The 22,896-nt window shown below is 63.5% G+C and carries 21 protein-coding genes and 1 pseudogene; 8 read left to right on the plus strand and 14 right to left on the minus strand.

Features of this window, described 5'->3' with window-relative positions:
- The 10 genes and pseudogenes from DBR10_RS19770 to DBR10_RS06345 all read right to left on the minus strand — a co-directional run.
- Window positions 1-107 (minus strand): annotated as a pseudogene (locus DBR10_RS19770) (FeS assembly scaffold SufA); the annotation flags it as partial.
- Between the two features lie 14 nt (window positions 108-121).
- Window positions 122-478: an SUF system Fe-S cluster assembly protein gene (locus tag DBR10_RS06305; RefSeq protein ID WP_108504639.1), complete on the minus strand. Its 357-nt coding sequence runs from the start codon at window positions 476-478 to the stop codon at window positions 122-124.
- A 7-nt stretch (window positions 479-485) separates the two neighbouring features.
- Window positions 486-1,712 carry an aminotransferase class V-fold PLP-dependent enzyme gene (locus tag DBR10_RS06310; protein WP_108504638.1) on the minus strand — a complete coding sequence of 409 codons (1,227 nt, stop codon included), beginning with the start codon at window positions 1,710-1,712 and terminating at the stop codon, window positions 486-488.
- Window positions 1,712-2,746, minus strand: a complete 1,035-nt coding sequence (gene sufD / locus DBR10_RS06315; RefSeq protein WP_108504637.1) for a Fe-S cluster assembly protein SufD — start codon at window positions 2,744-2,746, stop codon at window positions 1,712-1,714. Before sufD ends, DBR10_RS06310 begins: the two co-directional genes overlap by 1 nt.
- A complete protein-coding gene (gene sufC / locus DBR10_RS06320; protein ID WP_108504636.1) occupies window positions 2,743-3,492 on the minus strand; it encodes a Fe-S cluster assembly ATPase SufC in 750 nt (249 codons plus the stop codon). Before sufC ends, sufD begins: the two co-directional genes overlap by 4 nt.
- Window positions 3,485-3,787 carry a hypothetical protein gene (locus DBR10_RS06325; protein ID WP_108489643.1) on the minus strand — a complete coding sequence of 101 codons (303 nt, stop codon included), beginning with the start codon at window positions 3,785-3,787 and terminating at the stop codon, window positions 3,485-3,487. The genes sufC and DBR10_RS06325 overlap by 8 nt, the downstream gene beginning before the upstream one ends.
- A complete protein-coding gene (locus DBR10_RS06330; RefSeq protein ID WP_108489644.1) occupies window positions 3,784-4,182 on the minus strand; it encodes a hypothetical protein in 399 nt (132 codons plus the stop codon). The genes DBR10_RS06325 and DBR10_RS06330 overlap by 4 nt, the downstream gene beginning before the upstream one ends.
- Entirely contained in the window at window positions 4,179-5,648 is a 1,470-nt protein-coding gene (gene sufB / locus DBR10_RS06335) for a Fe-S cluster assembly protein SufB (protein WP_108489645.1), read from the minus strand. Before sufB ends, DBR10_RS06330 begins: the two co-directional genes overlap by 4 nt.
- On the minus strand, window positions 5,648-6,787 hold the full coding sequence (locus tag DBR10_RS06340; protein ID WP_255579980.1) for a cysteine desulfurase family protein: 1,140 nt from the start codon (window positions 6,785-6,787) through the stop codon (window positions 5,648-5,650). The genes sufB and DBR10_RS06340 overlap by 1 nt, the downstream gene beginning before the upstream one ends.
- Window positions 6,784-7,242: an Rrf2 family transcriptional regulator gene (locus DBR10_RS06345; RefSeq protein WP_108504634.1), complete on the minus strand. Its 459-nt coding sequence runs from the start codon at window positions 7,240-7,242 to the stop codon at window positions 6,784-6,786. The genes DBR10_RS06340 and DBR10_RS06345 overlap by 4 nt, the downstream gene beginning before the upstream one ends.
- A gap of 184 nt (window positions 7,243-7,426) precedes the next feature.
- On the opposite strand from DBR10_RS06345, the gene DBR10_RS06350 reads away from it, so the two are divergent.
- On the plus strand, window positions 7,427-8,077 hold the full coding sequence (locus tag DBR10_RS06350) for an alpha/beta hydrolase (RefSeq protein ID WP_108504633.1): 651 nt from the start codon (window positions 7,427-7,429) through the stop codon (window positions 8,075-8,077).
- Between the two features lie 30 nt (window positions 8,078-8,107).
- On the opposite strand, the gene DBR10_RS06355 is transcribed toward DBR10_RS06350, so the two are convergent.
- Window positions 8,108-9,214 (minus strand): anhydro-N-acetylmuramic acid kinase, encoded by a 1,107-nt coding sequence (locus DBR10_RS06355; protein WP_108504632.1) that lies wholly within the window; start codon window positions 9,212-9,214, stop codon window positions 8,108-8,110.
- 256 nt (window positions 9,215-9,470) lie between these two features.
- Here DBR10_RS06355 and tyrS point away from each other — a divergent pair, with 256 nt between their 5' ends.
- From tyrS to DBR10_RS06375, 4 genes are all read left to right on the plus strand, one after another.
- Window positions 9,471-10,730 (plus strand): tyrosine--tRNA ligase, encoded by a 1,260-nt coding sequence (gene tyrS / locus DBR10_RS06360; protein ID WP_108504631.1) that lies wholly within the window; start codon window positions 9,471-9,473, stop codon window positions 10,728-10,730.
- A 42-nt stretch (window positions 10,731-10,772) separates the two neighbouring features.
- Window positions 10,773-11,234, plus strand: a complete 462-nt coding sequence (locus tag DBR10_RS06365; protein ID WP_108490242.1) for a peroxiredoxin — start codon at window positions 10,773-10,775, stop codon at window positions 11,232-11,234.
- A 235-nt stretch (window positions 11,235-11,469) separates the two neighbouring features.
- Window positions 11,470-12,621, plus strand: coding sequence for a peptidoglycan DD-metalloendopeptidase family protein (locus DBR10_RS06370; protein ID WP_108556211.1), 1,152 nt, complete (start codon window positions 11,470-11,472; stop codon window positions 12,619-12,621).
- Window positions 12,602-13,078, plus strand: a complete 477-nt coding sequence (locus DBR10_RS06375) for a bactofilin family protein (RefSeq protein WP_108503613.1) — start codon at window positions 12,602-12,604, stop codon at window positions 13,076-13,078. The genes DBR10_RS06370 and DBR10_RS06375 overlap by 20 nt, the downstream gene beginning before the upstream one ends.
- A 125-nt stretch (window positions 13,079-13,203) precedes the next feature.
- Here the strand turns inward: DBR10_RS06375 and prfB are convergent.
- From prfB to DBR10_RS06390, 3 genes are all read right to left on the minus strand, one after another.
- Window positions 13,204-14,317, minus strand: a protein-coding gene (gene prfB / locus DBR10_RS06380; protein WP_108503612.1) for a peptide chain release factor 2 whose coding sequence is annotated in 2 segments (ribosomal slippage) — window positions 13,204-14,247 and window positions 14,249-14,317 — 1,113 coding nt in all. Because the reading frame shifts where the segments join, the coding sequence is not laid out codon by codon here.
- Window positions 14,318-14,392: 75 nt separating this feature from the next.
- Window positions 14,393-16,774: a penicillin-binding protein 1A gene (locus DBR10_RS06385; RefSeq protein ID WP_199225313.1), complete on the minus strand. Its 2,382-nt coding sequence runs from the start codon at window positions 16,772-16,774 to the stop codon at window positions 14,393-14,395.
- 154 nt (window positions 16,775-16,928) lie between these two features.
- Window positions 16,929-18,110, minus strand: a complete 1,182-nt coding sequence (locus DBR10_RS06390) for an N-acetylmuramoyl-L-alanine amidase family protein (RefSeq protein WP_108503735.1) — start codon at window positions 18,108-18,110, stop codon at window positions 16,929-16,931.
- 407 nt (window positions 18,111-18,517) lie between these two features.
- Here DBR10_RS06390 and DBR10_RS06395 point away from each other — a divergent pair, with 407 nt between their 5' ends.
- The 3 genes from DBR10_RS06395 (at window position 18,518) to DBR10_RS06405 (ending at window position 22,870) form a co-directional block, all read left to right on the plus strand.
- A complete protein-coding gene (locus tag DBR10_RS06395; RefSeq protein WP_108503736.1) occupies window positions 18,518-18,736 on the plus strand; it encodes a hypothetical protein in 219 nt (72 codons plus the stop codon).
- Window positions 18,660-21,317, plus strand: a complete 2,658-nt coding sequence (locus DBR10_RS06400) for an Rne/Rng family ribonuclease (protein WP_108503737.1) — start codon at window positions 18,660-18,662, stop codon at window positions 21,315-21,317. The genes DBR10_RS06395 and DBR10_RS06400 overlap by 77 nt, the downstream gene beginning before the upstream one ends.
- 140 nt (window positions 21,318-21,457) lie before the next feature.
- Window positions 21,458-22,870, plus strand: coding sequence for a M48 family metalloprotease (locus DBR10_RS06405; protein ID WP_108490332.1), 1,413 nt, complete (start codon window positions 21,458-21,460; stop codon window positions 22,868-22,870).
- Window positions 22,871-22,896: the final 26 nt, after the last annotated feature.

Genomic DNA, 22,896 nt, shown 5'->3' on the forward strand with positions numbered 1-22,896 from the left:
TGATCCGCCCGGGCCATGATCTCCTTCACCCGCGCGGCCGCTGCGTCGGTCAGGGTGACGACCTTGGGACGGGGGCGACGAGCGCGTGGCGTGACGGCGATGTCCATGGCGACAGGTCCGATCAGAACATGTTCAGTTGCAGCTTGGCCTCGTCGCTCATCCGCGACGGGTCCCAGGCGGGGTCAAAAACGAGATCGACGGTGCACGACTTCAGGCCGGGGATTTCCATCACCGCGTCCTTGACCCAACCCGGCATCTCGCCCGCCACCGGGCAGCCCGGCGCCGTCAGGGTCATGTCGATGGCCACGTCCTTGTCGTCAGACACGTCCACCTTGTAGATCAGGCCCAGCTCGTAGATGTCGACCGGGATCTCCGGGTCATAGACCGACTTCAGCTTCTCGATCAGCAGATCAGTCAGCTTGGCCAGCTCTTCCTTGGGAAGGGCGGAGACGGTCTCAGGAACGGCGGCGTCGGTCATTTCGGGCTCAACTGAAGAAACGGCGGGCTTTGGCCAGAGCGTCCACGAACGCATCGGCCTCGGCCTCGGTGTTATATAGGGCGAAGGAGGCGCGCGCGCTTGAGGTGACGCCGAAGCGTCGCATCAGGGGCTCGGCGCAATGGGTCCCGGCGCGCACGGCGACGCCGTAGCGGTCCAGTACCTGGGCTAGATCGTGGGCATGGATGCCCTCAACCGTGAACGACAGAACAGCGCCCTTGCCTGGGGCCTCGCCGAGGATCTGCAGACCGTTGACGCCGCGCAGGTGCTCGGCAACCCGGGCATAAAGCGCGTGCTCGTGGGCGAAGATGGCATCGCGATCCAGGCCGTTGAGCCATTCAATCGCTGCGCCAAGGCCGACAGCCTCAAGAATGGCGGGAGTGCCCGCCTCGAACCGATGCGGCGGGTCGGCATAGGTGATGACGTCCATCGACACCGAGCCGATCATCTCGCCGCCGCCCTGGTAGGGCGGCAGAGCGGCGAGGCGCTCGGCCTTGCCGTAAAGCACGCCGATGCCGGTGGGGCCGTACAGCTTGTGGCCGGAAAAGACGTAGTAGTCGACGTCGAGGGCCTTCACGTCGACCCTGGAATGGACCACGCCCTGGCAGCCGTCGATCAGCACCTGGGCGCCGGCCGCATGGGCCAGGCGGACAATCTCCGGCACGTCATTGACTGTGCCCAGCACGTTCGACATCTGGGTCAGGGCGACCATCCTGGTGCGCTCGGACAGCAGGCCCCTATAGGCCTCCATGTCGAGCCGGCCGTCGTCGAGCACCGGTACGAACTTCAGGACCACGCCCTTGCGCTCGCGCAGGAAGTGCCACGGCACGATATTGGCGTGGTGCTCCATCTCGGAAATGACGATCTCGTCGCCGGCCGTGAGCGACTGGCCGAACGTTGCCGCCACCAGGTTGACCGCCTCGGTGGCACTCTTGGTCCAGACGATTTCCGTCGGTTCCGCGTTGATGAATCGCGCGACGCTTTCACGCGCCTTTTCATAGGCTTCCGTCGTCTCATTCGCCAGGGTGTGCAGGCCGCGGTGGACATTGGCGTAAGAGGTGCGGGCCAGACCCATCATCGCGTCCAGCACGACCTCCGGTTTCTGAGCGCTGGCGGCCGTATCCAGATAGATCAGGGGCTTACCGTGCACCGTTCGACCAAGAATGGGGAACTGGGCGCGGATCGCTTCAACATCGAAAGGCGCGTCGAAAGCCATCAGATGTTACTCCGGCCAAGGCGCTGTGCGACCCAGGCGCGGGCCACCTCGCGAGCGGGCTCATGTTCGATGCGCTCGACCACCTCGCCCACGAAGGCCTCAGTCAGCATGGCGCGGGCTTCCATCTCGGGGATGCCGCGCTGACGGGCGTAAAAGATCGCCTGCTCGTCCAGGGCCCCGATGGTGTTGCCGTGGGCGCAGGAGACGTCGTCGGCGAAGATCAGCAACTCGGGTTTGGCGTCGACCTCGGCCTTGTCCGACAGGATCAGGGCGTGGTGGCCCATGCGGGCGTCGGTCTGGTCGGCGCCGGGCTGGACGATGATCCGGCCCTGGAACACGCCTCGCGCCTGGTCTGCGACCATGCCCTTGGTGAGCTGAGACGTGGTCCCGTCAACGCCAGCGTGGGTGACCTGGGTGGTCAGGTCGGCGTGGCGCTGGCCGTCCAGCAGATAGATGCCGTCGAGGCGCAGGTCTGCATGGGCACCAGGATGGGCGACGCGGGTCTCAATCCGCTGGCGACGGGCACCGGAGGTGAGCAGGGTCTGGGCGAACCTGGCACCGGCCGACAGGGCCACTTCGGCGTCGACCACCGACACAGCCTCGGGCGCGTCGGAAGCCAGCACGATCCGCTCGACGACGGCGTCACTGGCCAGGTGGATGTCGAGGGCAATCTCGGATAAATAGCCCTCGCCCAGGCCTTCATGGCTTTCCAACAGGGTCAGGCGCGCGCCCTCACCCACCGTGATGCGGACGCGGCCGGCGTGCGCCGTTGCTGCAGTCGCCGAGATCAGGCGCATGGAAATGACGCGGGTCTCGCCGGCGGCAAGGGTCAGGTCGATTGCGCCCTGGCCATTGACCAGAGTCAGGGTCTCATCGGCCGCAAACGGCCCAACCCCGATGTCGCCCTCGAACTTCGGCGACAGTGGCGGCAGGGTACGGATCAGGCCGCGCAGGTCGGTCCAGCGCCAGTCCTCATCGCGGCGCGAGGGCAGCTCGGTCAGGTCACCGGTCTTGAGCGCAGAAGCCAGGCTCATGCCGCGGCGCTCGCATACTTGTCGTAGCCTTCGGCTTCCAGCTGCAGCGCCAGCTCCGGGCCGCCCGACGCAACGATGCGGCCGGCGGCCAGCACATGGACCCGGTCGGGTTTGATGTAGTCCAGCAGGCGCTGATAGTGCGTGATCACCAGCATGCCGCGCTCTGGGCTGCGCAGGGCGTTGACGCCTTCGGAAACGATCTTCAGGGCGTCGATGTCGAGGCCGCTGTCGGTCTCGTCGAGGATCAGGAACTTCGGCGAAAGCATCGCCATTTGAAAGATTTCCATCCGCTTCTTCTCGCCGCCCGAGAAGCCGACATTCAGGCCGCGCTTGAGCATCTCGAAGTCGATCTTCAGCGAGGCGGCCTTCTCCTTGGCCAGCTTCAGGAAGGCGGGCGCGGCGATCTCGTCCTCACCCCGCGCGCGGCGCTGGGCGTTGAGGGCGGTGCGGATGAAGGTCAGGGCCGGAACACCCGGAATTTCAAGCGGATACTGGAAAGACAGGAACAAGCCCTTGGCGGCCCGCTCGTTGGGCTCCAGGGCCAGCAGGTCCTCGCCGTTGAGGCTGGCAGCCCCCTCGGTGACCTCATAGCCGCCACGACCGGTCAGCACGTAGGACAGGGTCGACTTGCCCGCCCCGTTCGGCCCCATGATGGCGTGGACCTCGCCGGCCGGCACGTCCAGCGTGACGCCCTTCAGGATGGCCTTGTCTTCGACGCGGGCGTGGAGGTTCTGGATATTAAGCATTGAAAGCCGTGATCTTTTCGAGCGTCTGGATGGCGAACGTGGTCGGCTTGCCGGTCAGGGTCGGCGCCTCCCATTCATGTTCGGGGCTGTAGCAGGCGAGTTTGAGCAGTTCGATCAGCAGGGCGCGTTCGGCGGCGCCGTCGGCATTGCCTTTCGCCAGCAGCTTGGCGCTGCGGTCGATCAGCGGGGCCTCGTCGCCATAGGGATTGATCCACGTGCCGTGCGCGGCCTGATAGGCCAGCTGGCGCGCGTACTTGTATTCCTTGTCGTTCAGCCCGAAGCGGACAGGGGTCATCGCTCGATCCCTCCCAAGCCAAGCGTATTCATCAGGCGGCCTTCAACGATGCGCGCCATGAACGTTCCAATGTTTTCAGCAGCCGCTACGGCAGTCGTAGAATCCGATGCCGTTCCATAAATCGAAAGCATTGACTGTACATAATTGGACGCGTCCGGGATTTTGACCCTAACTTCGATACCTTCCTTAGATACCGTAGCCGAGATGAGGTATTGATCACGCGCGAGTACCAACTCGTCGTGCCCGGCACTAACGCCGAACCCTAGCTCGGCCGGGGTCTCACTGCCCTGAACGATCTTCACGAGAGCGTCGAACTCACGTCGCGCTGGAATTGTCTCTTCTTCTAGACGGAGCTGCTCGCGCATGAAGGCAGCATCAAGAGGGCTCGCACTCATCCCACGCTCCCTTCCAGGCTGATGGCCACCAGCTTCTGGGCCTCGACGGCGAACTCCATCGGCAGCTGCTGCAGCACGTCCTTGACGAAGCCGTTGACCAGCAGGGCCACGGCCTCTTCCTGGCTCAGACCGCGCTGCTGGCAATAGAACAGCTGGTCGTCCGACAGGCGGGTGGTGGTGGCCTCGTGCTCGAACACCGACTGGCTGTTGCGGGCCTCGATATAGGGGATGGTGTGGGCCGCGCAGGTCTTGCCGATCAGCAAGGAGTCGCACTGGGTGAAGTTGCGGGCGCCCTTGGCCTTGGGGTGGGCGCTGACCAGGCCGCGATAGGTGCTGGTCGACTTGCCGGCGCTGATGCCCTTGGCGACGATCCGCGAGCGGGTATTGGCGCCCAGATGGATCATCTTGGTGCCCGTGTCGGCCTGTTGGTGGCCATTGGTCACGGCGATCGAATAGAACTCGCCCGAGCTGCCTTCGCCGCGGAGCACGCAGGACGGATATTTCCAGGTCACGGCCGAGCCGGTCTCGACCTGGGTCCAAGAGACCTTGGAGCGGTCGCCCCGACAGTCGGCGCGCTTGGTGACGAAATTGAAGATACCACCCTTGCCGGTCTCGGGATCGCCCGGATACCAGTTCTGGACGGTGGAATACTTGATCTCGGCATCGTCCAGCAGGACCAATTCGACCACGGCGGCGTGCAGTTGGTTCTCGTCCCGCATCGGGGCCGTACAGCCCTCCAGATACGAGCAATAGGCCCCCTTGTCGGCAATGATCAGGGTGCGCTCGAACTGGCCGCTGTCCTTGGCATTGATGCGAAAATAGGTCGACAGCTCCATCGGGCAGCGCACGCCCGGCGGGATGTAGACGAACGATCCGTCGCTAAAGACCGCGCTGTTCAGGCAGGCAAAATAGTTGTCCGAGGTCGGCACCACCGAGCCCAGATACTGCTTCACGAGATCGCCGTGCTCGCGGATCGCCTCGCTCATCGAGCAGAAGATCACCCCGACCGCTGCCAGTTCCTTCTTGAAGGTGGTCACGACGCTGACACTGTCGAACACGGCGTCGACAGCATAGCGCGGCGCGCCTTCAACACCGGCCAGAACTTCCTGTTCTTTCAGCGGGATGCCGAGCTTTGCGTAGACAGCGAGGATCTCGGGATCGACCTCGTCCAGGCTCTTGGGCCCCTCCTTGGTCTTGGGGGCCGCGTAATAGTAGGAGTCCTGGTAGTCGATCTTGGGATAGTTGACCTTGGCCCAGTCCGGCTCTTCCAGCTCCAGCCAGCGGCGATAGGCCTCAAGTCGCCAGTCCAGCATCCACTGAGGCTCGTCCTTCTTGGCCGAGATGAAGCGCACGATGTCCTCGGAGAGCCCCTTGGGGGCGAACTCCTGATCAATCTCAGTGGTGAATCCGTGCTCGTATTTCTCAAGCGAGGCAACGGCTTCGACGGTTTCTTGAACTGCGGCCACTATGCCACCTCCCGGCGCCGGGCGCCGATACGCTTCCAGGCGGCGATCCAGGCGTCGCCGCATTTGATCCAGTCGTCTTCCGTGCTCGCCCAGCCGCCGCTGACGCGCAGGGCGAAAGGCGCGAGGTTGGAATGGCCCATGGCCTCCACCACGCGGCTGGCCTTGACCTTGCCCGACGAGCAGGCGCTGCCGGCACTGGCCATCACGCCGGCGAGATCAAGGTTCATCACCTGGATCTCGGAGCCGAAGCCTTCACCGGCGAAACAAAGGGTCTGGGGCAGCCGATCAGCGCCCTCCCCGAGCACAACTGCGCCCTCTGCCTTGACACGCTCAGCCAGGGCATCACGCCATTGGGTCTGTTCGGACAGCTTGGCCAGATCGCGCACGGCCGCCTCCGCTGCTGCCCCAAAGGCGGCGATGCCAGCAACGTTTTCGGTCCCAGCCCGGCGACCGCGCTCCTGCCCGCCGCCATGCTGACGACGATGAAGGGTAGCCCGCGTGCCCGCGACCAGGGCTCCGACGCCCTGCGGGCCACCCAGCTTGTGGGCGGAAAGGGCCATGGTGTCGGCACCGAGGGCGGAAAAATCTATGGCGATCTTGCCGGCCGCCTGCACCGCATCGACATGCAGCCAACCGTCGGCGGCGCGGACCAGGACCGAAGCCTCGGCCACAGGCTGAATGACACCGGTCTCGTTATTGGCCAGCATCAGACAGACCAGGGCGCGGCCGGGGCCGTTGAGCTCGGCCTCGAGCCAGGACAACTGGGCCACGCCACGAGCATCGACCGGCCAGGCCTCGACCGGCAGGCCGCTGGCCTTGGCGGTTTCCATAACCGCGTCATGCTCGGTCGCGCCGACGACGATCCGGGTGAAACCGCAGGCCCGGGCGCTCTCAATGGCCAGGGCATTGGCCTCGGTACCGCCACTCACAAAGGTGACCGAGCCTGCGGGTACACCGACCAGGGCGGCGACCTGGGTCCGGGCCGTCTCGACGATATCCCGGGCGGCCCGTCCCGCAGCATGAACCGAGGAAGGATTGGACGGCACCTTGAGGGCGCGGAGCATCGCTTCCTGCGCTTCTGGTCGGATCGGCGCAGTGGCGTTGTAGTCCAGATAAACGGGCGCGCGGGGCAAGGTCACTCCGCCGCTATCTCCAGAGCGCTAGGGCGCAAGCGCCCCTGCAGGACGTCGGCCACCGAAACCGAAGCCAGATAGCCGTGGATCTGCCGCCCCATCTCCTCCCAGAGGTCATGGGTCATGCAGCGCTCGCCGCCGGCCATGCACCCTTTGGGGCTACCTTTGGTCACGCCACAGCGGGTGGCCCTGAGCGGCTCATCGACGGCCAATACGATGTCGGAAATCAGGGTCGTCTCGGCATCCTGGGCCAGGCGATAGCCGCCACCCGGGCCCCTGGCGCTCTTGACCAGACCCTTGCGGCGCAGACGCGCAAAAAGCTGTTCCAGATAGGACAGGGAGATCTGCTGCCGGGCGGCGATCTCGGCCAGGGCGACGGCGCGCCCCTCACCTTCGTCCTGGCGTTTGGCCAGGTCGGTCATGGCCATGACGGCGTATCGTCCCTTGGTGCTCAGGCGCATGCGCCTTACTCCTTGCAGATTCCGCGCGCATCGGCTTTTGCGTGTGCTACAAGCCGCGACTTCGCGTCGGACCCTAGGGTCCGCGACGCTGGTTGGATTTAGGAAGACCAAGCGCAGTGGTCAAGTATTCCATCGGTCGAAAGATCCGGAATCGTCCACCGCTTGTCGAAACGATGGGGTCGATATGCCTGATGTGATTTTGACTGGCGCGTCCGGACGGATCGAAGGTCGTTACTCGCCGGGCAAGACGGAAACCGCGCCGATCGCGCTGATCCTGCACCCGCACCCCAAGGCTGGCGGGCACATGAACCATCCGGTTTCGGTGCAGCTCTATCACCTGTTCATGAAGCGCGGCTTTGCGACACTGCGCTTTAACTTCCGCGGCGTGGGCCGCAGCCAGGGCGAGTTCGACGCCGGTATCGGCGAGTTGGCCGATGCCGCCACCGCGCTCGACTGGCTGCAGACCTCCAATCCGGCGGCCAGCCAGACGTGGGTCGCCGGTTTCGACTTCGGGGCCTATATCGGCATGCAGTTGCTGATGCGTCGCCCGGAGACGGACGGCTTCATCAGTGTCTCGCCGCCGACCAACATGTACGATTTCAGCTTCCTGGCACCCTGCCCGGCTTCAGGCCTGTTCCTGACCGGCTCTGCCGATACCATTACGCCTCCGGTGGAAGTCGAGCGCGTGGTCACCAAGCTGCGGACCCAGAAGGGTATCGTCATCGACTACGAGGTCATCGACAAGGCCAGCCATTTCTGGACGGAACATCTGCCGTTCGTTGAAAAGAGCGTCGGCGACTATCTGGACAAGCGGATCGAAGCCAACCCGATCTAAGTTTCAAGGCCTCCCTTCGGGGAGGCTTTTTCATTCCGGATAGATGATCCGGCCTCCTGACATCGGCGAGGCTATGCCGGTCGTTCCCGGGAAGCTGATCGGCAGCCCCCTCGCCGTCCGTGCAGCAAGATAGGCGAAGGCCTCGGCCTCGATGGCGTCGCCCCGCCAACCCACAGCTTCCGCTGTCTTGACAGGCACCGGCGCACGGGCGGTCAGGACCCGCATGATCTCGGGATTGTGCCGACCTCCCCCGCAAACAATCAGCACGCTTGGGCGAGCGCCCTTCTCGAACGCCTTTACGACAGCCTCGGCCGTGAAGGCCACCAGCGTCGCGGCCGCGTCTTCTGCAGAGAGATGCCTGACGGCCTCGAGCGTGAAGTCATAGCGATCCAGTGATTTGGGCGGCGGTGCTTCGAAATAGTCGCCCGAAAGCAGGCTGCCGAGAGCTGCTTCGTCGACGGAACCGGATGCGGCCAGGCGGCCATCCCTGTCAAAGCGACCGAGGTCACGTTCCTGCAGCATGAGGTCGATCATGCCGTTCCCGGGTCCGGTATCGAAGGCAAGCAGAGCGCCCTCACCGTCGATCAGGGTAATGTTGGCGACGCCGCCGATGTTCAAGGCCGCCACCGGCGTGACGAGGCCAGACGCTCTTGCCCGCGCGGCGTGATAGATCGGGGCCAGGGGAGCGCCCTCGCCGCCTGCGGCGACATCTGCGGTTCTGAAATCGTAGACTACGGGCCTGCCACTCGCGGTGGCCAGGCGCTGCGCGTCCAGCAGTTGGACCGTGCGCCCGATTCTGCCGGGCTGGGGCCGTTCATGCAGAACGGTCTGGCCATGGACGCCCAGGAGGTCAAACGCCTGCCAATCCAGGCCGTGTTCACGGAGGAATTCACTCGCGGCCAGGAAATGTTCTTCGGCGATGGCCTTGCGAGCCTCGGAAAAGATCAGAGGTTCGGGCGCGCCGCGCGGCCATGCGCGGGCTTGATCCGTGGCAGAGAGGAGCAAGTCCCGGGTCTCTTCCCGGAGCTTGCGTTCACCCGCAGGACCGAACGCCTGAATGTCCTCGCCGTCGGTTTCAAGCACCGCCATATCGACTGCGTCGAGAGACGTGCCGGTCATGAATCCAAGAATAAGCATGACCGTTGACTGCCACGCGGACTGACTTGTAGCTAGACCGATGATCACCAGCTGGCACTTCGGCCCGCCTCACTGGCGACCGCATCGAAAGCGCCCCGTGAAGCTGTTGCGTCTAAGACAGGCTTTTCAGTCCCGGATGCGGCCTTTCCAGTGCACGGTGATCAGCCCTCTTCCAGGGCCCTGCAGAATGAAACCCTCGCCACATATGCGTCCGACCGTGCTAGACGGCCCGTCGTCAGATTAAGAGAGTCGATCCATGTCCGCGCCCGCCTCGTTCAAGTCGGAATTCCTCCAGACCCTGCAGGCGCGCGGCTATATCCATCAGATCACCCATCCCGATGAACTGGATTCGGCGGCCGCCAGTGGCGTCGTCACGGCCTACATTGGCTTTGATGCGACAGCGCCAAGCCTACACGTCGGCTCGCTGATCCAGATCATGATGTTGCGTAGGCTGCAGCAAGCGGGGCACAAGCCAATTGTCCTGATGGGCGGCGGCACGACCAAGGTTGGGGATCCAACCGGCAAGGACGAGAGCCGCAAGCTGCTGTCCGACGCCGACATTGCGGCCAATATCGCGGGCATCAAGCAGGTCTTCGCCAAGTTCCTGACCTTCGGCGATGGGCCGACGGATGCCATCATGGTCGATAACGACGAATGGCTGTCGAAGTTTGGCTATGTCCAGTTTCTGCGCGACTATGGGGTCCACTTCACGGTCAACAGGATGCTTGCTTTCGACAGTGTCAAGCTGCGCCTTGAGCGTGAGCAGCCGATGACCTTTCTAGAATTCAACTACATGCTGATGCAGGCCACGGACTTCCTGGAGTTGAACCGCAAGTATGGTTGCGTGCTGCAGATGGGCGGGTCAGACCAGTGGGGCAACATTCTGAATGGCGTGGAACTTACCCGCCGCGTCGATCAGAAGGCCGCCTTCGGCCTCACCACACCGCTTCTGGCGACCGCTTCCGGGGCGAAGATGGGTAAGACCATGTCGGGTGCTGTTTGGCTGAACGCCGAGCAACTCAGTCCCTACGACTACTGGCAATTCTGGCGAAATAGCGAGGATGCCGACGTCGGTCGCTTCCTCCGCCTGTTCACGGACCTCCCGCTCGACGAAATCGCCCGGCTGGAAGCCTTGCCCGGGGCCCAGATCAATGAGGCCAAGAAAGTGCTGGCGGATGAGGCCACGCGGATGGCTCATGGCGAAGAGGACGCTCGAAAGGCCCGAAACGCCGCCGAGAAAGCCTTTGAACAGGGTGCACTTTCAGCAGACCTGCCCACATTCGAGCTCCCCGCTTCGGACCTGAAGGCCGGCGTTGTTCTAGCCGGCCTGTTCGCGGATGCGGGCTTGGCCGGCTCCCGTGGCGAGGCCCGCCGGCTCGCCCAGGGCGGCGGTTTGAAGGTCAATGACAAGCCCGAGGCCGATGCGAGCCGTTTGGTTACCGAAGAAGACCTCATAGACGGGGTCATCAAGCTCGCAGCCGGCAAGAAGAAGATCGTCCTGGTCCGCCCGGTCTGATTCGAACTGTTGTAAAGACTGGTGTAGAAACGGAGAGAGAGAATGCTTCAAGCTGGTGACAAGGCTCCCGATTTCGACCTGCCGACCGATACGGGCCGGGTCAGCCTCACCGGGCTGAAGGGCAAGAAGATCATTCTCTATTTCTACCCCAAGGATGACACGTCTGGCTGCACGTCCCAGGCTCTGCAGTTCTCGTCAGAAGTCGAGGAGTTCGCCAAGATGGGCACCGTCGTTATCGGTGTTTCCAAGGACAGCGCGGCCTCGCATGCCAAGTTTCGCAAGAAGCACGATCTGACCGTCGAGCTTGCAGCGGATACGACCGGCGAGACGGTGGAATCCTATGGGGCTTGGGTCGAGAAGAGCATGTACGGCCGAAAGTACATGGGCATTGACCGGTCAACCTTCCTGATCGACGCCGAGGGCGTCGTCCGGGAGGTTTGGCGGAAGGTCAAGGTTCCAGGGCACATCAAGTCGGTGCTCACCGCGGCAAAAGGCCTTCGCTAGCGCCGTAGCAGACTGGAAATCCCCTCAACGCGAGGTGTTGTATTTTCGTCGCTCACGCGATGTTCCTCACGCGCAAGTGGGTTAAGGCGTGGCGATGGCTGCGGGGCAGCACTAATGTGTGTCTGTTAATTGCCATTTTCTCGAATCGCACTCCCGTTGGGGGTGAACGGCCTTGCGCGCCGGCTTGTATTCGTTGCATATCCCCGTGTCCTGAAAACGGGGGTTTCTTAGGCACATGGCGCTCAGGCACTTCCAGCGGTTGCGGCAATCCCTAGAAGGTTTGTTCCCCGAACGTCAGCTCTACATCCGCTCAGGTGGAGAGATGCGCGGCTATGTCTTCTCAACCAACAAGCAGCTGATCGCCGCAGGTGTGGTCGGAGCGACCGCGTTGTGGATGGGCATCTGCACGGCCGCCATGCTGGTCAGCGCCCTGTCCGTGAGTTCTGCGGACCAGATGGTTATCAAGCAACGCGCCTACTACGAGCGCCTGAACGCAGATCGGCAGGGGCGGCTCAATAGCGCTATTGCCCAGCTTTCTGCGACCAATGGGTCCCTCGATGAGCTGGCAGCGTCCGTTGAGAAACGCCATGCGGCACTGGCCCTGCTTGTCAGTGATTTCAAAGGTGTGCCCGGCGCTGCCGACGCCCTGAAATCCAGCAAGCCCCAGCTTCTCGCGGGCTCTCCCGTCCAGCGCATCCAGGCCACGCGAATGGATCAGGAGCGACTGATCGAGGCCGCTGAAACCTTTGCCAATAGCCGTGCAGAACGTCTGAGGGCTGCAATGCGGATGGCTGGCCTCGACTCCAGTTCCTTTTCCCGGGGCGGGGCCTCACTTGGCGGTCCGCTGATCGAGGCAAAAGACCCTCGCGCCCTGGCGGCGATCCTCGATGTCGATGAAGAGTTCGCAACGCGCATTCAGCGGGCAGCGACAGACATGTCAGACATGCGCGCTCTCAACATGGCTGCAAAAAAGCTCCCCTTCTATCGACCAACCAGCAATCCGGCGATGAGCAGCAGCTATGGAGTGCGCTTCGATCCCTTTACGCGGCGACCGGCGTTCCATTCGGGTCTGGATTTCCCGGGAGCCTTCTATACGCCGATCATGGCTACGGCACCTGGCGTCGTTTCCTTTACCGGGGTCCGCTCGGGTTACGGCAACACGATCGAGATCGACCATGGCGGCGGTTTCAAGACACGCTACGCCCACCTGCAAGGCATCTCCGTTCGGGTAGGCCAACGCGTGGCAATCGGTCAGCGCGTCGGGGCCATGGGCTCAACCGGTCGGTCGACCGGTCCTCATCTCCATTATGAAGTCTGGGCCAATGGACGTGCCCAGAACCCCAATCGGTTCCTGAAGGCTGGTGAGTATGTTCAGCAAGCAAACTAAGGGGCAGTCTTCCCCTCCCCGCATCGAGCCCCTGGCCACGCCAGTTGCAGTCGCTGCCGAGCCGACCCGCAAGCTCGCGCCAAAAGTGGCTTCGCTGATCTCGGCCGATATCTCCATCGAAGGAGGGATCGTCGGCGACGGTGAACTGCAGATTGATGGCATTGTCCGGGGCGACGTCCGTGTGGCCCGCTTGATGGTGGGCGAAACAGGGCATGTCGAAGGATCGGTTTTTGCCGAAGCCGTGGAAGTTCGTGGCCGTGTTGTCGGGGCTATTACCGCCAAGCAGGTCCGGCTTTACGGGACCTCCTACATCGACGGCGACATCACACATGAGCAACTGGCGATGGAGACAGGTGCGTTCTTCCAGGGGCGTAGCCTGAAGTTCCAGCGCCCGGCTCAGCCAGCAGCCATCGCTCCAACTGCAGTCGTTGCACCGGTTTCTGACCCGCAGTCCTAGGCTCCTGAAACGGCTGACATGCCCAAGCCGATGGCCTTGCGGACCCAGCCCTCACTCACTTGGTCGGTGTACAACGAAAAACGCCCCGGTCGATGCCGGGGCGTTTTGACGTTTGCTGTAGCGTTCTAGCCGTCGCGCGTGACGCCAACTCTCTGGGCCAGGGATGCGCCCATGAACTCGTCCAGATCGCCGTCCAGCACCCCCTGGGTGTCGGAGGTCTCGACATTGGTCCGGAGGTCCTTGACCATCTGGTAGGGCTGCAAAACGTAGCTTCGGATCTGGTGGCCCCAGCCGATGTCCGTCTTTTGATCCTCAAGCGCCTGCTGGGCCGCCTCACGCTTCTGCAGCTCCGCCTCATAAAGACGGGCCCGAAGCATCTTCCAGGCCTCTTCCCGGTTCTGGTGCTGTGAGCGACCAGCCTGACAGGCGACGGCAATGCCGGTGGGGATGTGGGTAAGGCGAACTGCAGAGTCGGTCTTGTTGATGTGCTGACCGCCCGCGCCGCTGGCGCGGTAAGTGTCGGTCCGCACATCAGACGGATTGATCTCGATCTCGATCGTATCGTCGACCACCGGATAGACCCAGGCCGAAGCGAAGCTGGTGTGACGCTTGGCCGCCGCGTCATAAGGGCTGATGCGGACAAGCCTGTGGACTCCGGCTTCGGTCTTCAACCAGCCATAGGCATTGGTTCCCTTGATCAGGAGGGTCGCTGACTTGATCCCGACCTGGTCACCGGAGGTTTCCTCGACAAGCTCAACGCTCATCTTGTGGGCATTGGCCCAGCGCGAATACATGCGCAGCAGCATGCCGGCCCAGTCGCACGACTCCGTGCCACCGGCCCCGGAATTGATTTCGACGTAGCAGTCGTTCCCGTCGGCTTCCCCTGAAAGCAGGGCCTCCAGTTCGGCCCGACCAGCCCGCTCCTTGAGATCCTTGAGTTGGGCCCGAGCATCTTCCAGAAGGGCTTCATCACCCTCCATGTCTGCAAGCTCGGCATACTCAAGTGCATCGCTGAGGCCCTGTTCAAGGGCCTGGACAGCTTCAATGCGGGCAGCAAGTCCGGCGCGCTCCCGGGAGACGGCCTGGGCCTCGGCCGGTCGGTCCCAAAGGGTCGGGTCCTCGACCCGAGCGTTCAGCTCGTCGAGTTTTCGAAGTGCGGCATCCCAGTCAAAGACGCCTCCTGAGCAGTCCAACGGACTGCTCGATGTCAGCCGCAGAGGCCTCGACATCCGGTCTCATCACGTTACTCCGTGACAGTGTGAAAGGGCGCGGGAGATACCCCGCGTGGAACCTTGGCGCAACGCCCCAGATCGATCAGTAGAGACCGCTCAAGGGATCCGGTGCCTTGGGTGGAGGCTTTGCAGCCTCCGGAGTGCCGGCAGCACCCGGAATCACGCCGTTTGGCCAGGCCTCGGAGTAAGGTTGAGGTCCTGACGGAACCGCAGGGACTTCAAGCTTGGGCTCCGTTCCAGGACGGAACGCTTCCTGGATGCCTCGGACCATGGCGAACTTTGCCGATTTGGGCGGCTTGAAATCGACCACGGGCTGGCCCTTGAGGGCTTCTTTCATGAAGTCCATGAACACGGGCACCGCATCGGTCGCCCCGGTTTCACCTTCGCCGAGCGAACGATTGTCATCGAAGCCCACAAAGACACCCACAACGAGGTTGGGCGAGTATCCCACAAACCAGGCACTGCGATATTCGTTCGTCGTTCCGGTCTTGCCCGCCAGGGGCCGGCCCAGCGAACTCACGGCTGCGGCCGTGCCGCGCTGGACAACCCCCTGCAACATGGAGGTGATTTGATAGGCCGTCACCGGATCCATCACGGGTTCCCCCAGCGGCTGGAATCGCGGGCTTTCATCCCCGTTGAAGCCAGCCTCGCAGCGGATGCAGTCGCGCTTGTCGGCGCGGAAGATCACCTTGCCTTCGCGATCCTGAACCAGTTCGATCAGGTGGGGCTCGATGCGCCGGCCGCCGTTCACAAACGGTGCATACGCCGACGTCAGCTTGAACGGTGTCGTCTCTCCGGCCCCCAGGGCCATAGCCAGCACCGGCTGCATGTCCCGCACCACGCCGGTGCGCTTTGAGAACTCAACGATCTTCTTCATCCCGACGCCCTGGGCGAGACGAACAGTCATGGCATTGATGGATTGCTCCAGGCCCTTACGGAGGGGCTGAGCGCCATAGAACTCCTTGTGGTAGTTCTCGGGGCTCCAGTCCTCGCCATTTGCGCCCTTCAGCGTAATGGCGCTGTCGACGATGACGCTGGCCGGCGTGTAGCCGTTCTCGAGGGCTGCGGCATAGACGAACGGCTTGAAGGCCGATCCGGGCTGGCGCATGGCCTGAGTGGCCCGGTTGAAGTTTGAAAGCGAGAAGCTGTACCCGCCGACAAGGGCCACGACCCGGCCGGAATAGGGTTCGATGGCCACAAGCGCACCGTTCACCGAGGGCACCTGGCGGAGGCGGTAGGCTCCGGTTGTTGCTGCGCGCTCGACGAACACCAGATCGCCCGCCTTCAGGCCTTTCCCCGCCCTGGCCCATGAAACGTCTTCACCCGCAAGACTGCCCTCGCCTTCACCCCGGATGAGGCGAACCCGGCCATCGGCCGACAGGACAAGGGCGGCGCGCCAGTTGGTTCGCTCGGCAGGGGGCGACTTTGCGCGCGCGGCCTTCTCCCAGTCCTGAGCGTCCGGGGTGACATGCCCCCAGGCCCCTCGCCAGCCGTGTCTCCGGTCATAGTGTTCCAGACCGTCCATCAGCGCGACACGGGCTGCGGTCTGCAAACGCGGGTCCAGCGTGGTGCGCATGTAATAGCCACCTTCACTGAGGCGCGGCCCCAGGGTTGCCACGCCGCGCTGACGGACTTCCTCGACGAAGTAGTCGGCATCGCGATAGGCGGCACGCTTGGGGGCAGCCTGGACAACGAGGTCTTCAGCCATGGCCTTGGCGGCATCGGCCTGGGACACCCAGCCGAGCTCAGCCATCTGACCGAGAATCCAGTTGCGGCGGGCCAGCGCCTTGGCCTTGTTACGCACCGGGTGATAGTTGTCCGGCCCCTTTGGAAGCGCGGCCAGATAGGCGCTCTCGGCGAGCGTGAGATCCGGAAGGGCCTTGCCGAAGTAGTTATAGGCCGCAGCACCGACGCCGAAGGATCGGTAGCCCAGCCAGATTTCATTCAGGTAGAGTTCCAGGATCTGCTGCTTGTCGAGCGACTGCTCGAGCCGATGGGCCAGAATCGCTTCCTTGAATTTCCGGCCGACCGTCGCATCGCTGGTCAGCAAGACGTTCTTTGCGACCTGCTGCGTGATGGTCGACCCGCCCTCAAGCCTCCGGCCGCGGGCGGCATTGCCGACATTCTTGAGCATGGCGCGCGAGAAGCCGCCCACATCCACACCGCTATGCCGGAAGAAATTACGGTCCTCGGCCGCCATAAAGGCCTGGGCCAATTGCGGCGGGATCTGATCATAGGGGACAAAGATCCGGCGTTCCTTGGAGTATTCTCCAATCAGGGTCCCATCCCACGCATAGACCCGGGTTGCGGTTGGCGGTCGATAGTCCTGAAGCTCGCCCGCATCCGGCATGTCGTGGAACAACCACGCGGCGTAGATCGCGATCGCAAAGCCCGCCACGGCGATGACGGAAAGCACCGCCACGCCCGCGATGGCCATCCATCGTTCGGTGGGTTTCAGATCCACGCAGCCTCCGTCATGGCGGACACCATGGCCCGCCCAAATCCATTGATGCCCGAATGAGCGAAGCCGGGGAGGCTTCGTGCCTACCCTGCTACAAACCAACCCGATGACAAGCGTCTAGCCTGCATCGTGCCGGGTGCCAACGGCGCTGCTTGGTTCAGGACTTGCGAAGCTGGGGCGCGAAATAGGACTCGATTGCGTCGCCTACGGCGTCGACGACCCTGTCACGGCTGGTGGGGTTGCTGAGGAGCCGCTCGTCCTCAACGTTGGTAATGAAACCCATCTCGAGGAGTACCGCAGGGACATCAGGAGCTAGAAGGACGACAAAACCCGCGTCGCGGTGGCTCCGACGCAGCAAGGGCGTTTCCGCACCGACTTTTTCCAGCAGCATCTGGGCGAAAGCCGCAGACCGGTTCTTGGTCGCACGCTGGCTCAGATCGAGCAGGATCTGGCTGACGGCCCGATCCCGACCCGGCATGCTGGCCTTCATCAACCAGTCGTCCTTGTCCATCACCCGGGCGAAGCGTTCAGCGCCTTTTTCCGAAAGGGTGTAGACACTAGCGCCTCGCGTAGCCACGTCAGGACCAGAGTCTGCGTGGAGCGAGATGAAGAGGTCAGCATCGGCACGCCGGGCGACCTGCACCCGAGCTTCCAGCGGGACGAAGGTATCGGTTTCCCGGATCATGACGACCTGAAAACGGCCTGTCTTTTCGAGTCGGGCCTTGAGCGCCTTGGCAGCAGCCAGGGTAACGTCTTTCTCGAACACGGTAGCGCCGAGAGAGCCCGGATCCTTGCCGCCATGGCCGGCGTCGATCACGATAACGCGCTTCAGCCGGAGCGGCGCGGCCTTGACCGGAATAGGCTTGAGCTGCGCCTTTGGAAGCGTTGCAGGGGCCTCAATCGCCTTGAGGTCAATCACGTAGCGATAAGCCGTGGCTCCGTCGCCGGGCGGCAGCAGGAACCGACGCCGAACTTCGGCACGGGCACCAAGGTCAAGGCTCAGGCGTGCCCCGCCGGCGGCTTCATCGATGACCCAGCGCTTTACGAGGCCCTGACCTGCCCCCTGCAGATCTCCCGAAACCGAAACGTTCGGCAGGCCGATCACAATTCGCTGATCCTGGGCCCCGTCAGCGACCATCCGGCCGGCCGCAGCGCGGTCCAGATCGATAACGATCCGCGTTTCAAGTCGATCGCCGCCGAACCGAACTTTCTGGACCCCTGCGGCGGGCGCGGGGCCCTGGGCGGTAGCCACGGCGACGCCGGCCACAGTCAAGCCGCCGACGATCAATGCCGCCTTCAGCCAACCCGCCCGCGCCAAACCGATGAAAAGCCTACGCATCCCCTGCTCACGCGCCCCGTGGTTGGTGAACCAAATATCAATGTCGCCCGGGCGCGGTAGCAAAAGCGTTAAGACACGTCGGTTTGTCGAGCGCTTTCCTTTTGTCCCGCGATGTTGCTAGTATTCAAACGCGCTCGGGTGCCGTGATCGACATGGCGGCTCGCGCGGGCGGCCCGTATCGTCAGAAGCCTTTGCCTCTTTCTTTACGCGCGTCGCGGACTAATGATTGCTCAAGGGCCAGTCCCTCATTCGCAGGCCAGACGCTTGCAGAGAGACAGGCCTGCGGAGCCCGCGTCGGGCTCTCCGCCTTTTGGCGACGACGCGCCATCCGTTCCGCGCCAACCCGGCGCGACCCGGTCAAACTTCCTGCCCGAGCCTCACGGCACGGTGGAGAAAACAGAAACCTCATGGGCTGCGCCGCACCCGTCCGCCTTTGGCATCCGACCTCTCGCAACCGCACTGGCGGAGCGACGGGCGGTGACGCGCGCGCCTGTCTTTCATATCGGCGCCCGAGCCCAGAGCTCGCCGTGCGCCGTGGAGATTCCCTTTATGTCGAAGAAGATGCTGATCGACGCAGCACACGCCGAAGAGACGCGTGTGGTCGTCGTGGACGGAACCCGGGTTGAAGAGTTCGATTTCGAAAGCCAGACCCGCAAACAGCTTCGCGGAAATATCTATCTCGCCAAGGTAACCCGCGTTGAACCCAGCCTCCAGGCTGCGTTCATCGAGTATGGTGGCAACCGCCACGGGTTCCTCGCCTTCAACGAGATCCATCCCGACTATTACCAGATCCCGGTCGCTGACCGTGAAGCGCTGATGCGCGATGACTCGCACGATGATGAGGATGACCATCCGGTCGGCCGTCGCGGTGACGACGATGACGATGGCGATCACGTCGATGACGAGGAAGACGCCGTCGAAGAGGAGCTGGCGCGCCGCAAGCGCCGCCTCATGCGCAAGTACAAGATCCAGGAAGTGATCCGCCGCCGGCAGATCATGCTGGTTCAGGTCGTCAAGGAAGAGCGCGGCAACAAGGGCGCGGCCCTGACCACCTACCTGTCGCTTGCCGGCCGCTATGGCGTGCTGATGCCCAACACCGCGCGTGGCGGTGGCATCAGCCGCAAGATCACGACGGTGACCGACCGCAAGCGCCTGAAGAGCGTGGTTCAGAGCCTGGATGTGCCGCAAGGCATGGGCCTGATTGTTCGCACGGCAGGAGCCAAGCGCACCAAGGCCGAGATCAAGCGCGACTACGACTATCTGCTGCGCCTTTGGGAAAACATCCGCGAGACGACCCTTCACTCGGTCGCCCCGGCGCTGATCTACGAGGAAGAGGACCTCGTCAAACGCGCCATCCGCGACATGTACGACAAGGAGCTGGAAGGCATCTGGGTTGAGGGCGAGGCCGGCTTCCGCGAGGCGCGCGACTTCATGCGCATGCTCATGCCCAGCCAGGCCAAGAAGGTCTTCCACTACCAGGACCCGGCCCCGATCTTCGTCAAGCACCGCATCGAAGACCATCTGGCGCAGATCTATTCGCCGGTCGTCCCCCTGCGCTCGGGCGGTTACCTGGTGATCAACCAGACCGAAGCCCTGGTGGCGATCGACGTGAACTCCGGGAAGGCGACGCGCGAACGCAACATTGAAGCGACAGCGCTGAAAACCAATACCGAAGCCGCCGAAGAAGCTGCCCGCCAGCTCAGGCTCCGGGATCTCGCGGGTCTTATCGTCATCGACTTCATCGACATGGATGAAGCCAAGAACAACCGCACCGTTGAGAAGGTCCTGAAGGACGCCCTGAAGGACGATCGCGCTCGCATCCAGATGGGCAAGATCAGTGGCTTTGGTCTCATGGAGATCAGCCGCCAGCGTCGTCGGACCGGCGTGCTGGAGGGGACGACCCACGTTTGCGAGCACTGCGAAGGTACGGGCCGGGTTCGCTCTGTGGAGTCCAGCGCCCTCGCCGCCCTTCGTGCCGTCGAGGTTGAGGCCCTGAAGGGCAGCGGAGCCATCACGCTGAAGGTGGCTCGCGCGGTCGGCATCTATATTCTCAACGAGAAGCGCGCCTATCTGCTGCGCCTGCAGCAGACCCATGGTCTGTTCGTGACCGTCCTGGTCGACGACACCCTGCATGCCGCCGACAGCGAGATCGAGCGAACCGAGTTGGGCGAGCGGATCGCCTTTACGCCGGCGCCGCTCTCGGAGCCCGACCTGGCCGACGACGTCGCCTACGACGATGAGGACGAGGACGAAGAAGACGAGTTCATCGACGAAGAGGCCGTCGAGCGCGAAGACGAAGACGATGATTCGGCTTCGGCGCGCTCGCCCGCCCGTGGAAAGTCCAAACCTGAAGTCGCCGATGATGAAGGCGATCGGAATCGCAAGCGCAAGCGCCGTCGGCGCGGACGTCGCGATGACGCTCCGGCAGACACGGCCGCAGGTTCAGATGAGGATGCAGACCTCGACTCGGACGCTGAGGTTGATGGTGAACGGGGCGATTTCGCCATCGAAGGCGAAGACGAGGAGGCTCGCCGCCGCCGGCGTCGGCGCGGTCGCCGCGGCGGCCGTCGTGGTGGCCGTGAGGATGGTGATCGTCCGAGTGATGCCTTCGTGTGGATTCGCCCGCGGGTCCCGTTCGGCGACAGCGCCTTTGCCTGGCACGACCCGGCGGCGCTCGATGCACGGGGTGGTGATGCTCGCCGGCCTGCGGAACGCGCCCCGGACCGGGTTCGCTCGGAACGTAACGAGCGCCGTCCAGAACGCGAGGCCCGCCCCACACCGGCCGAGGCAGTCGTTGAGGCTGAGGCCCTGATTGTGGCTCCGGCTGTTATCGTGGCTCCTCCCGGTGATATCTGGGTGGAACTGCCCGCCCCCTCTGAAGACGCGCCCAAAAAAGCGCGTCGTCCGCGGTCGCGTGGTCGTAAGGCTGATGCCACCGAGGCCGCCGTTGAAGTGGTCATCGAGGCCCAGGCCGAACCTGAGGCCGCAGTGGCCGAAGAGTCGGCCACTCTAGTCGCTGAGCCGGTTGCCGAAGCCACGGTCACGGCCGAGTTGACGTCGGAAGCCGCAGCGCAGATCGATGCGGCCGTTTCGATCACCGAAGCGGAACCTGAAACCGCAGATCCGGCCGCTCCGGTTGAACCTGATCCTGCCGAAATCTCCGATCCGCCTGCGAAGCCGCGTCGCGGCTGGTGGCGCCGGAGCTGATTAAGATCGTGGGTGGTCGGGGCTCCCCCGGCCACCCACGATACCTATATGAGTCAGCGCGCCAAACAGGCCGGTTCACACCGATGTCCTTTACGGCATAGTCTGGCCTCTATCGCGGGGGCGCGATCAGGAGACAGTGCATGACCTCCCGCACGCGGTGGGCGCAAAACCGGTTTCGCGCTCTATGCTCCGTCGCCGTCGTCGCGACTGTCAGCCTCGCCCAGCCGGCAATCGCTCAGGACGGCCCCTCGCTGATCCGCGACACCGAAATCGAAGAGATCCTGCATCGCGACGCAGACCCGATCTTCGAAGCCGCCGGGCTGGATTCCAGAACTGTTCGCATCCTGCTGGTCGGCGACAAGTCCCTGAACGCTTTTGCGACCCAGGGACTGCAGATGGGCCTCAACACGGGCCTCATCCTTCAGTCCGAGACCCCCAATCAGTTGAAGGGCGTCATTGCTCACGAAACCGGTCACCTTGCCGGCGGACACCCGATCCGGTCGGCGGAAATGATGCGAGCCGGGCTCAAGCCGATGATCCTGACCATGGGCCTCGGCGTCCTTGCGGCTCTGGCGGGAGCTCCGGACGCCGGAGCCGTCCTGCTCGGCAACGCCTCCTATTTCGGGACCCTGGGCGCGCTGGGTTACAGCCGTGACCAGGAATCGCGCGCGGACCAGGCTGCAGCAGGGTTTCTGGAGGCGACGGGTCAGTCTGGTCGTGGCCTCGTCGAGTTTTTCGACAACTTCCGATATCAGGAGGTCTTCGACCAGGCCCGGCGCTTCGCCTATTTCCGGAGCCACCCTCTGTCTTCAGAGCGGATCGAAACCCTCAGGAGCAGGGTTGTGAGGCAGGCGCACTACGACGCCGTGGACAGCCCCGAGGATCTCGCCGAACACCAGATCATGCGGGCCAAGCTGGAGGGGTTTCTCAACCCCCAGGTTGCTCTCATGAAGTACAAGGAAAACGATCGCAGCTTCCCGGCCCGCTACGCCCGTGCGATCGCCTATTATCAGATGAAGGAACCCGACCGGGCTCTCAAGCTCATCGACCAGTTGCTCACCGAGAACGAAGACAACCCGTATCTCTGGGAGCTGAAGGGCCAGGTGCTGTTCGAGTTCAACCGGGTTGAACAGGCCGAAGCGCCCCAACGTCGTTCTGTTGCGCTCAAGCCGGACGCGCCGCTTCTCAGAATCAATCTGGGCCAGACCCTGATCGGTCTCAAGGACCCCAAGAAAGTCGAGGAAGGTGTTCAGGAGCTGAAACGCTCACTGCTGAACGACGGCGATAATGCTGTGACCTGGCGGCTGCTGGCTCAGGCCTATGACACCCAGGGCCGCGACGGCGATGCGCGTCTGGCCACCGCAGAGCAGTACTTTTCGCTGGGTGCGCCGCAGGAGGCGAGGATTTTCGCCATGCGGGCGCGCGAACTACTGACCAAGGATACGCCTGAATGGCGGCGAGCCACGGATATCGTACTGGCCTCCCGTCCCAGCAACCAGGACCTCAAGGACCTGGCCAAGGAAGGCGCCACGCAGTCCGACCTGCGCCGTTGACACCCCCTCATCAAGTTCGAGACATC

It is taken from the genome of Caulobacter sp. HMWF025 (assembly GCF_003060965.1).
GTDB lineage: Bacteria > Pseudomonadota > Alphaproteobacteria > Caulobacterales > Caulobacteraceae > Caulobacter.

What these genes read in the sequence shown, in the direction of transcription:
- DBR10_RS06305 (WP_108504639.1), bottom strand. Translation starts at nt 478, where the DNA reads ATGACCGACGCCGCCGTTCCTGAGACCGTCTCCGCCCTTCCCAAGGAA.
- DBR10_RS06310 (WP_108504638.1), bottom strand. Translation starts at nt 1,712, where the DNA reads ATGGCTTTCGACGCGCCTTTCGATGTTGAAGCGATCCGCGCCCAGTTC.
- sufD (WP_108504637.1), bottom strand. Translation starts at nt 2,746, where the DNA reads ATGAGCCTGGCTTCTGCGCTCAAGACCGGTGACCTGACCGAGCTGCCC.
- sufC (WP_108504636.1), bottom strand. Translation starts at nt 3,492, where the DNA reads ATGCTTAATATCCAGAACCTCCACGCCCGCGTCGAAGACAAGGCCATC.
- DBR10_RS06325 (WP_108489643.1), bottom strand. Translation starts at nt 3,787, where the DNA reads ATGACCCCTGTCCGCTTCGGGCTGAACGACAAGGAATACAAGTACGCG.
- DBR10_RS06330 (WP_108489644.1), bottom strand. Translation starts at nt 4,182, where the DNA reads ATGAGTGCGAGCCCTCTTGATGCTGCCTTCATGCGCGAGCAGCTCCGT.
- DBR10_RS06345 (WP_108504634.1), bottom strand. Translation starts at nt 7,242, where the DNA reads ATGCGCCTGAGCACCAAGGGACGATACGCCGTCATGGCCATGACCGAC.
- DBR10_RS06350 (WP_108504633.1), top strand. Translation starts at nt 7,427, where the DNA reads ATGCCTGATGTGATTTTGACTGGCGCGTCCGGACGGATCGAAGGTCGT.
- DBR10_RS06355 (WP_108504632.1), bottom strand. Translation starts at nt 9,214, where the DNA reads ATGCTTATTCTTGGATTCATGACCGGCACGTCTCTCGACGCAGTCGAT.
- tyrS (WP_108504631.1), top strand. Translation starts at nt 9,471, where the DNA reads ATGTCCGCGCCCGCCTCGTTCAAGTCGGAATTCCTCCAGACCCTGCAG.
- DBR10_RS06365 (WP_108490242.1), top strand. Translation starts at nt 10,773, where the DNA reads ATGCTTCAAGCTGGTGACAAGGCTCCCGATTTCGACCTGCCGACCGAT.
- DBR10_RS06370 (WP_108556211.1), top strand. Translation starts at nt 11,470, where the DNA reads ATGGCGCTCAGGCACTTCCAGCGGTTGCGGCAATCCCTAGAAGGTTTG.
- DBR10_RS06375 (WP_108503613.1), top strand. Translation starts at nt 12,602, where the DNA reads ATGTTCAGCAAGCAAACTAAGGGGCAGTCTTCCCCTCCCCGCATCGAG.
- DBR10_RS06390 (WP_108503735.1), bottom strand. Translation starts at nt 18,110, where the DNA reads ATGCGTAGGCTTTTCATCGGTTTGGCGCGGGCGGGTTGGCTGAAGGCG.
- DBR10_RS06395 (WP_108503736.1), top strand. Translation starts at nt 18,518, where the DNA reads ATGGGCTGCGCCGCACCCGTCCGCCTTTGGCATCCGACCTCTCGCAAC.
- DBR10_RS06400 (WP_108503737.1), top strand. Translation starts at nt 18,660, where the DNA reads ATGTCGAAGAAGATGCTGATCGACGCAGCACACGCCGAAGAGACGCGT.
- DBR10_RS06405 (WP_108490332.1), top strand. Translation starts at nt 21,458, where the DNA reads ATGACCTCCCGCACGCGGTGGGCGCAAAACCGGTTTCGCGCTCTATGC.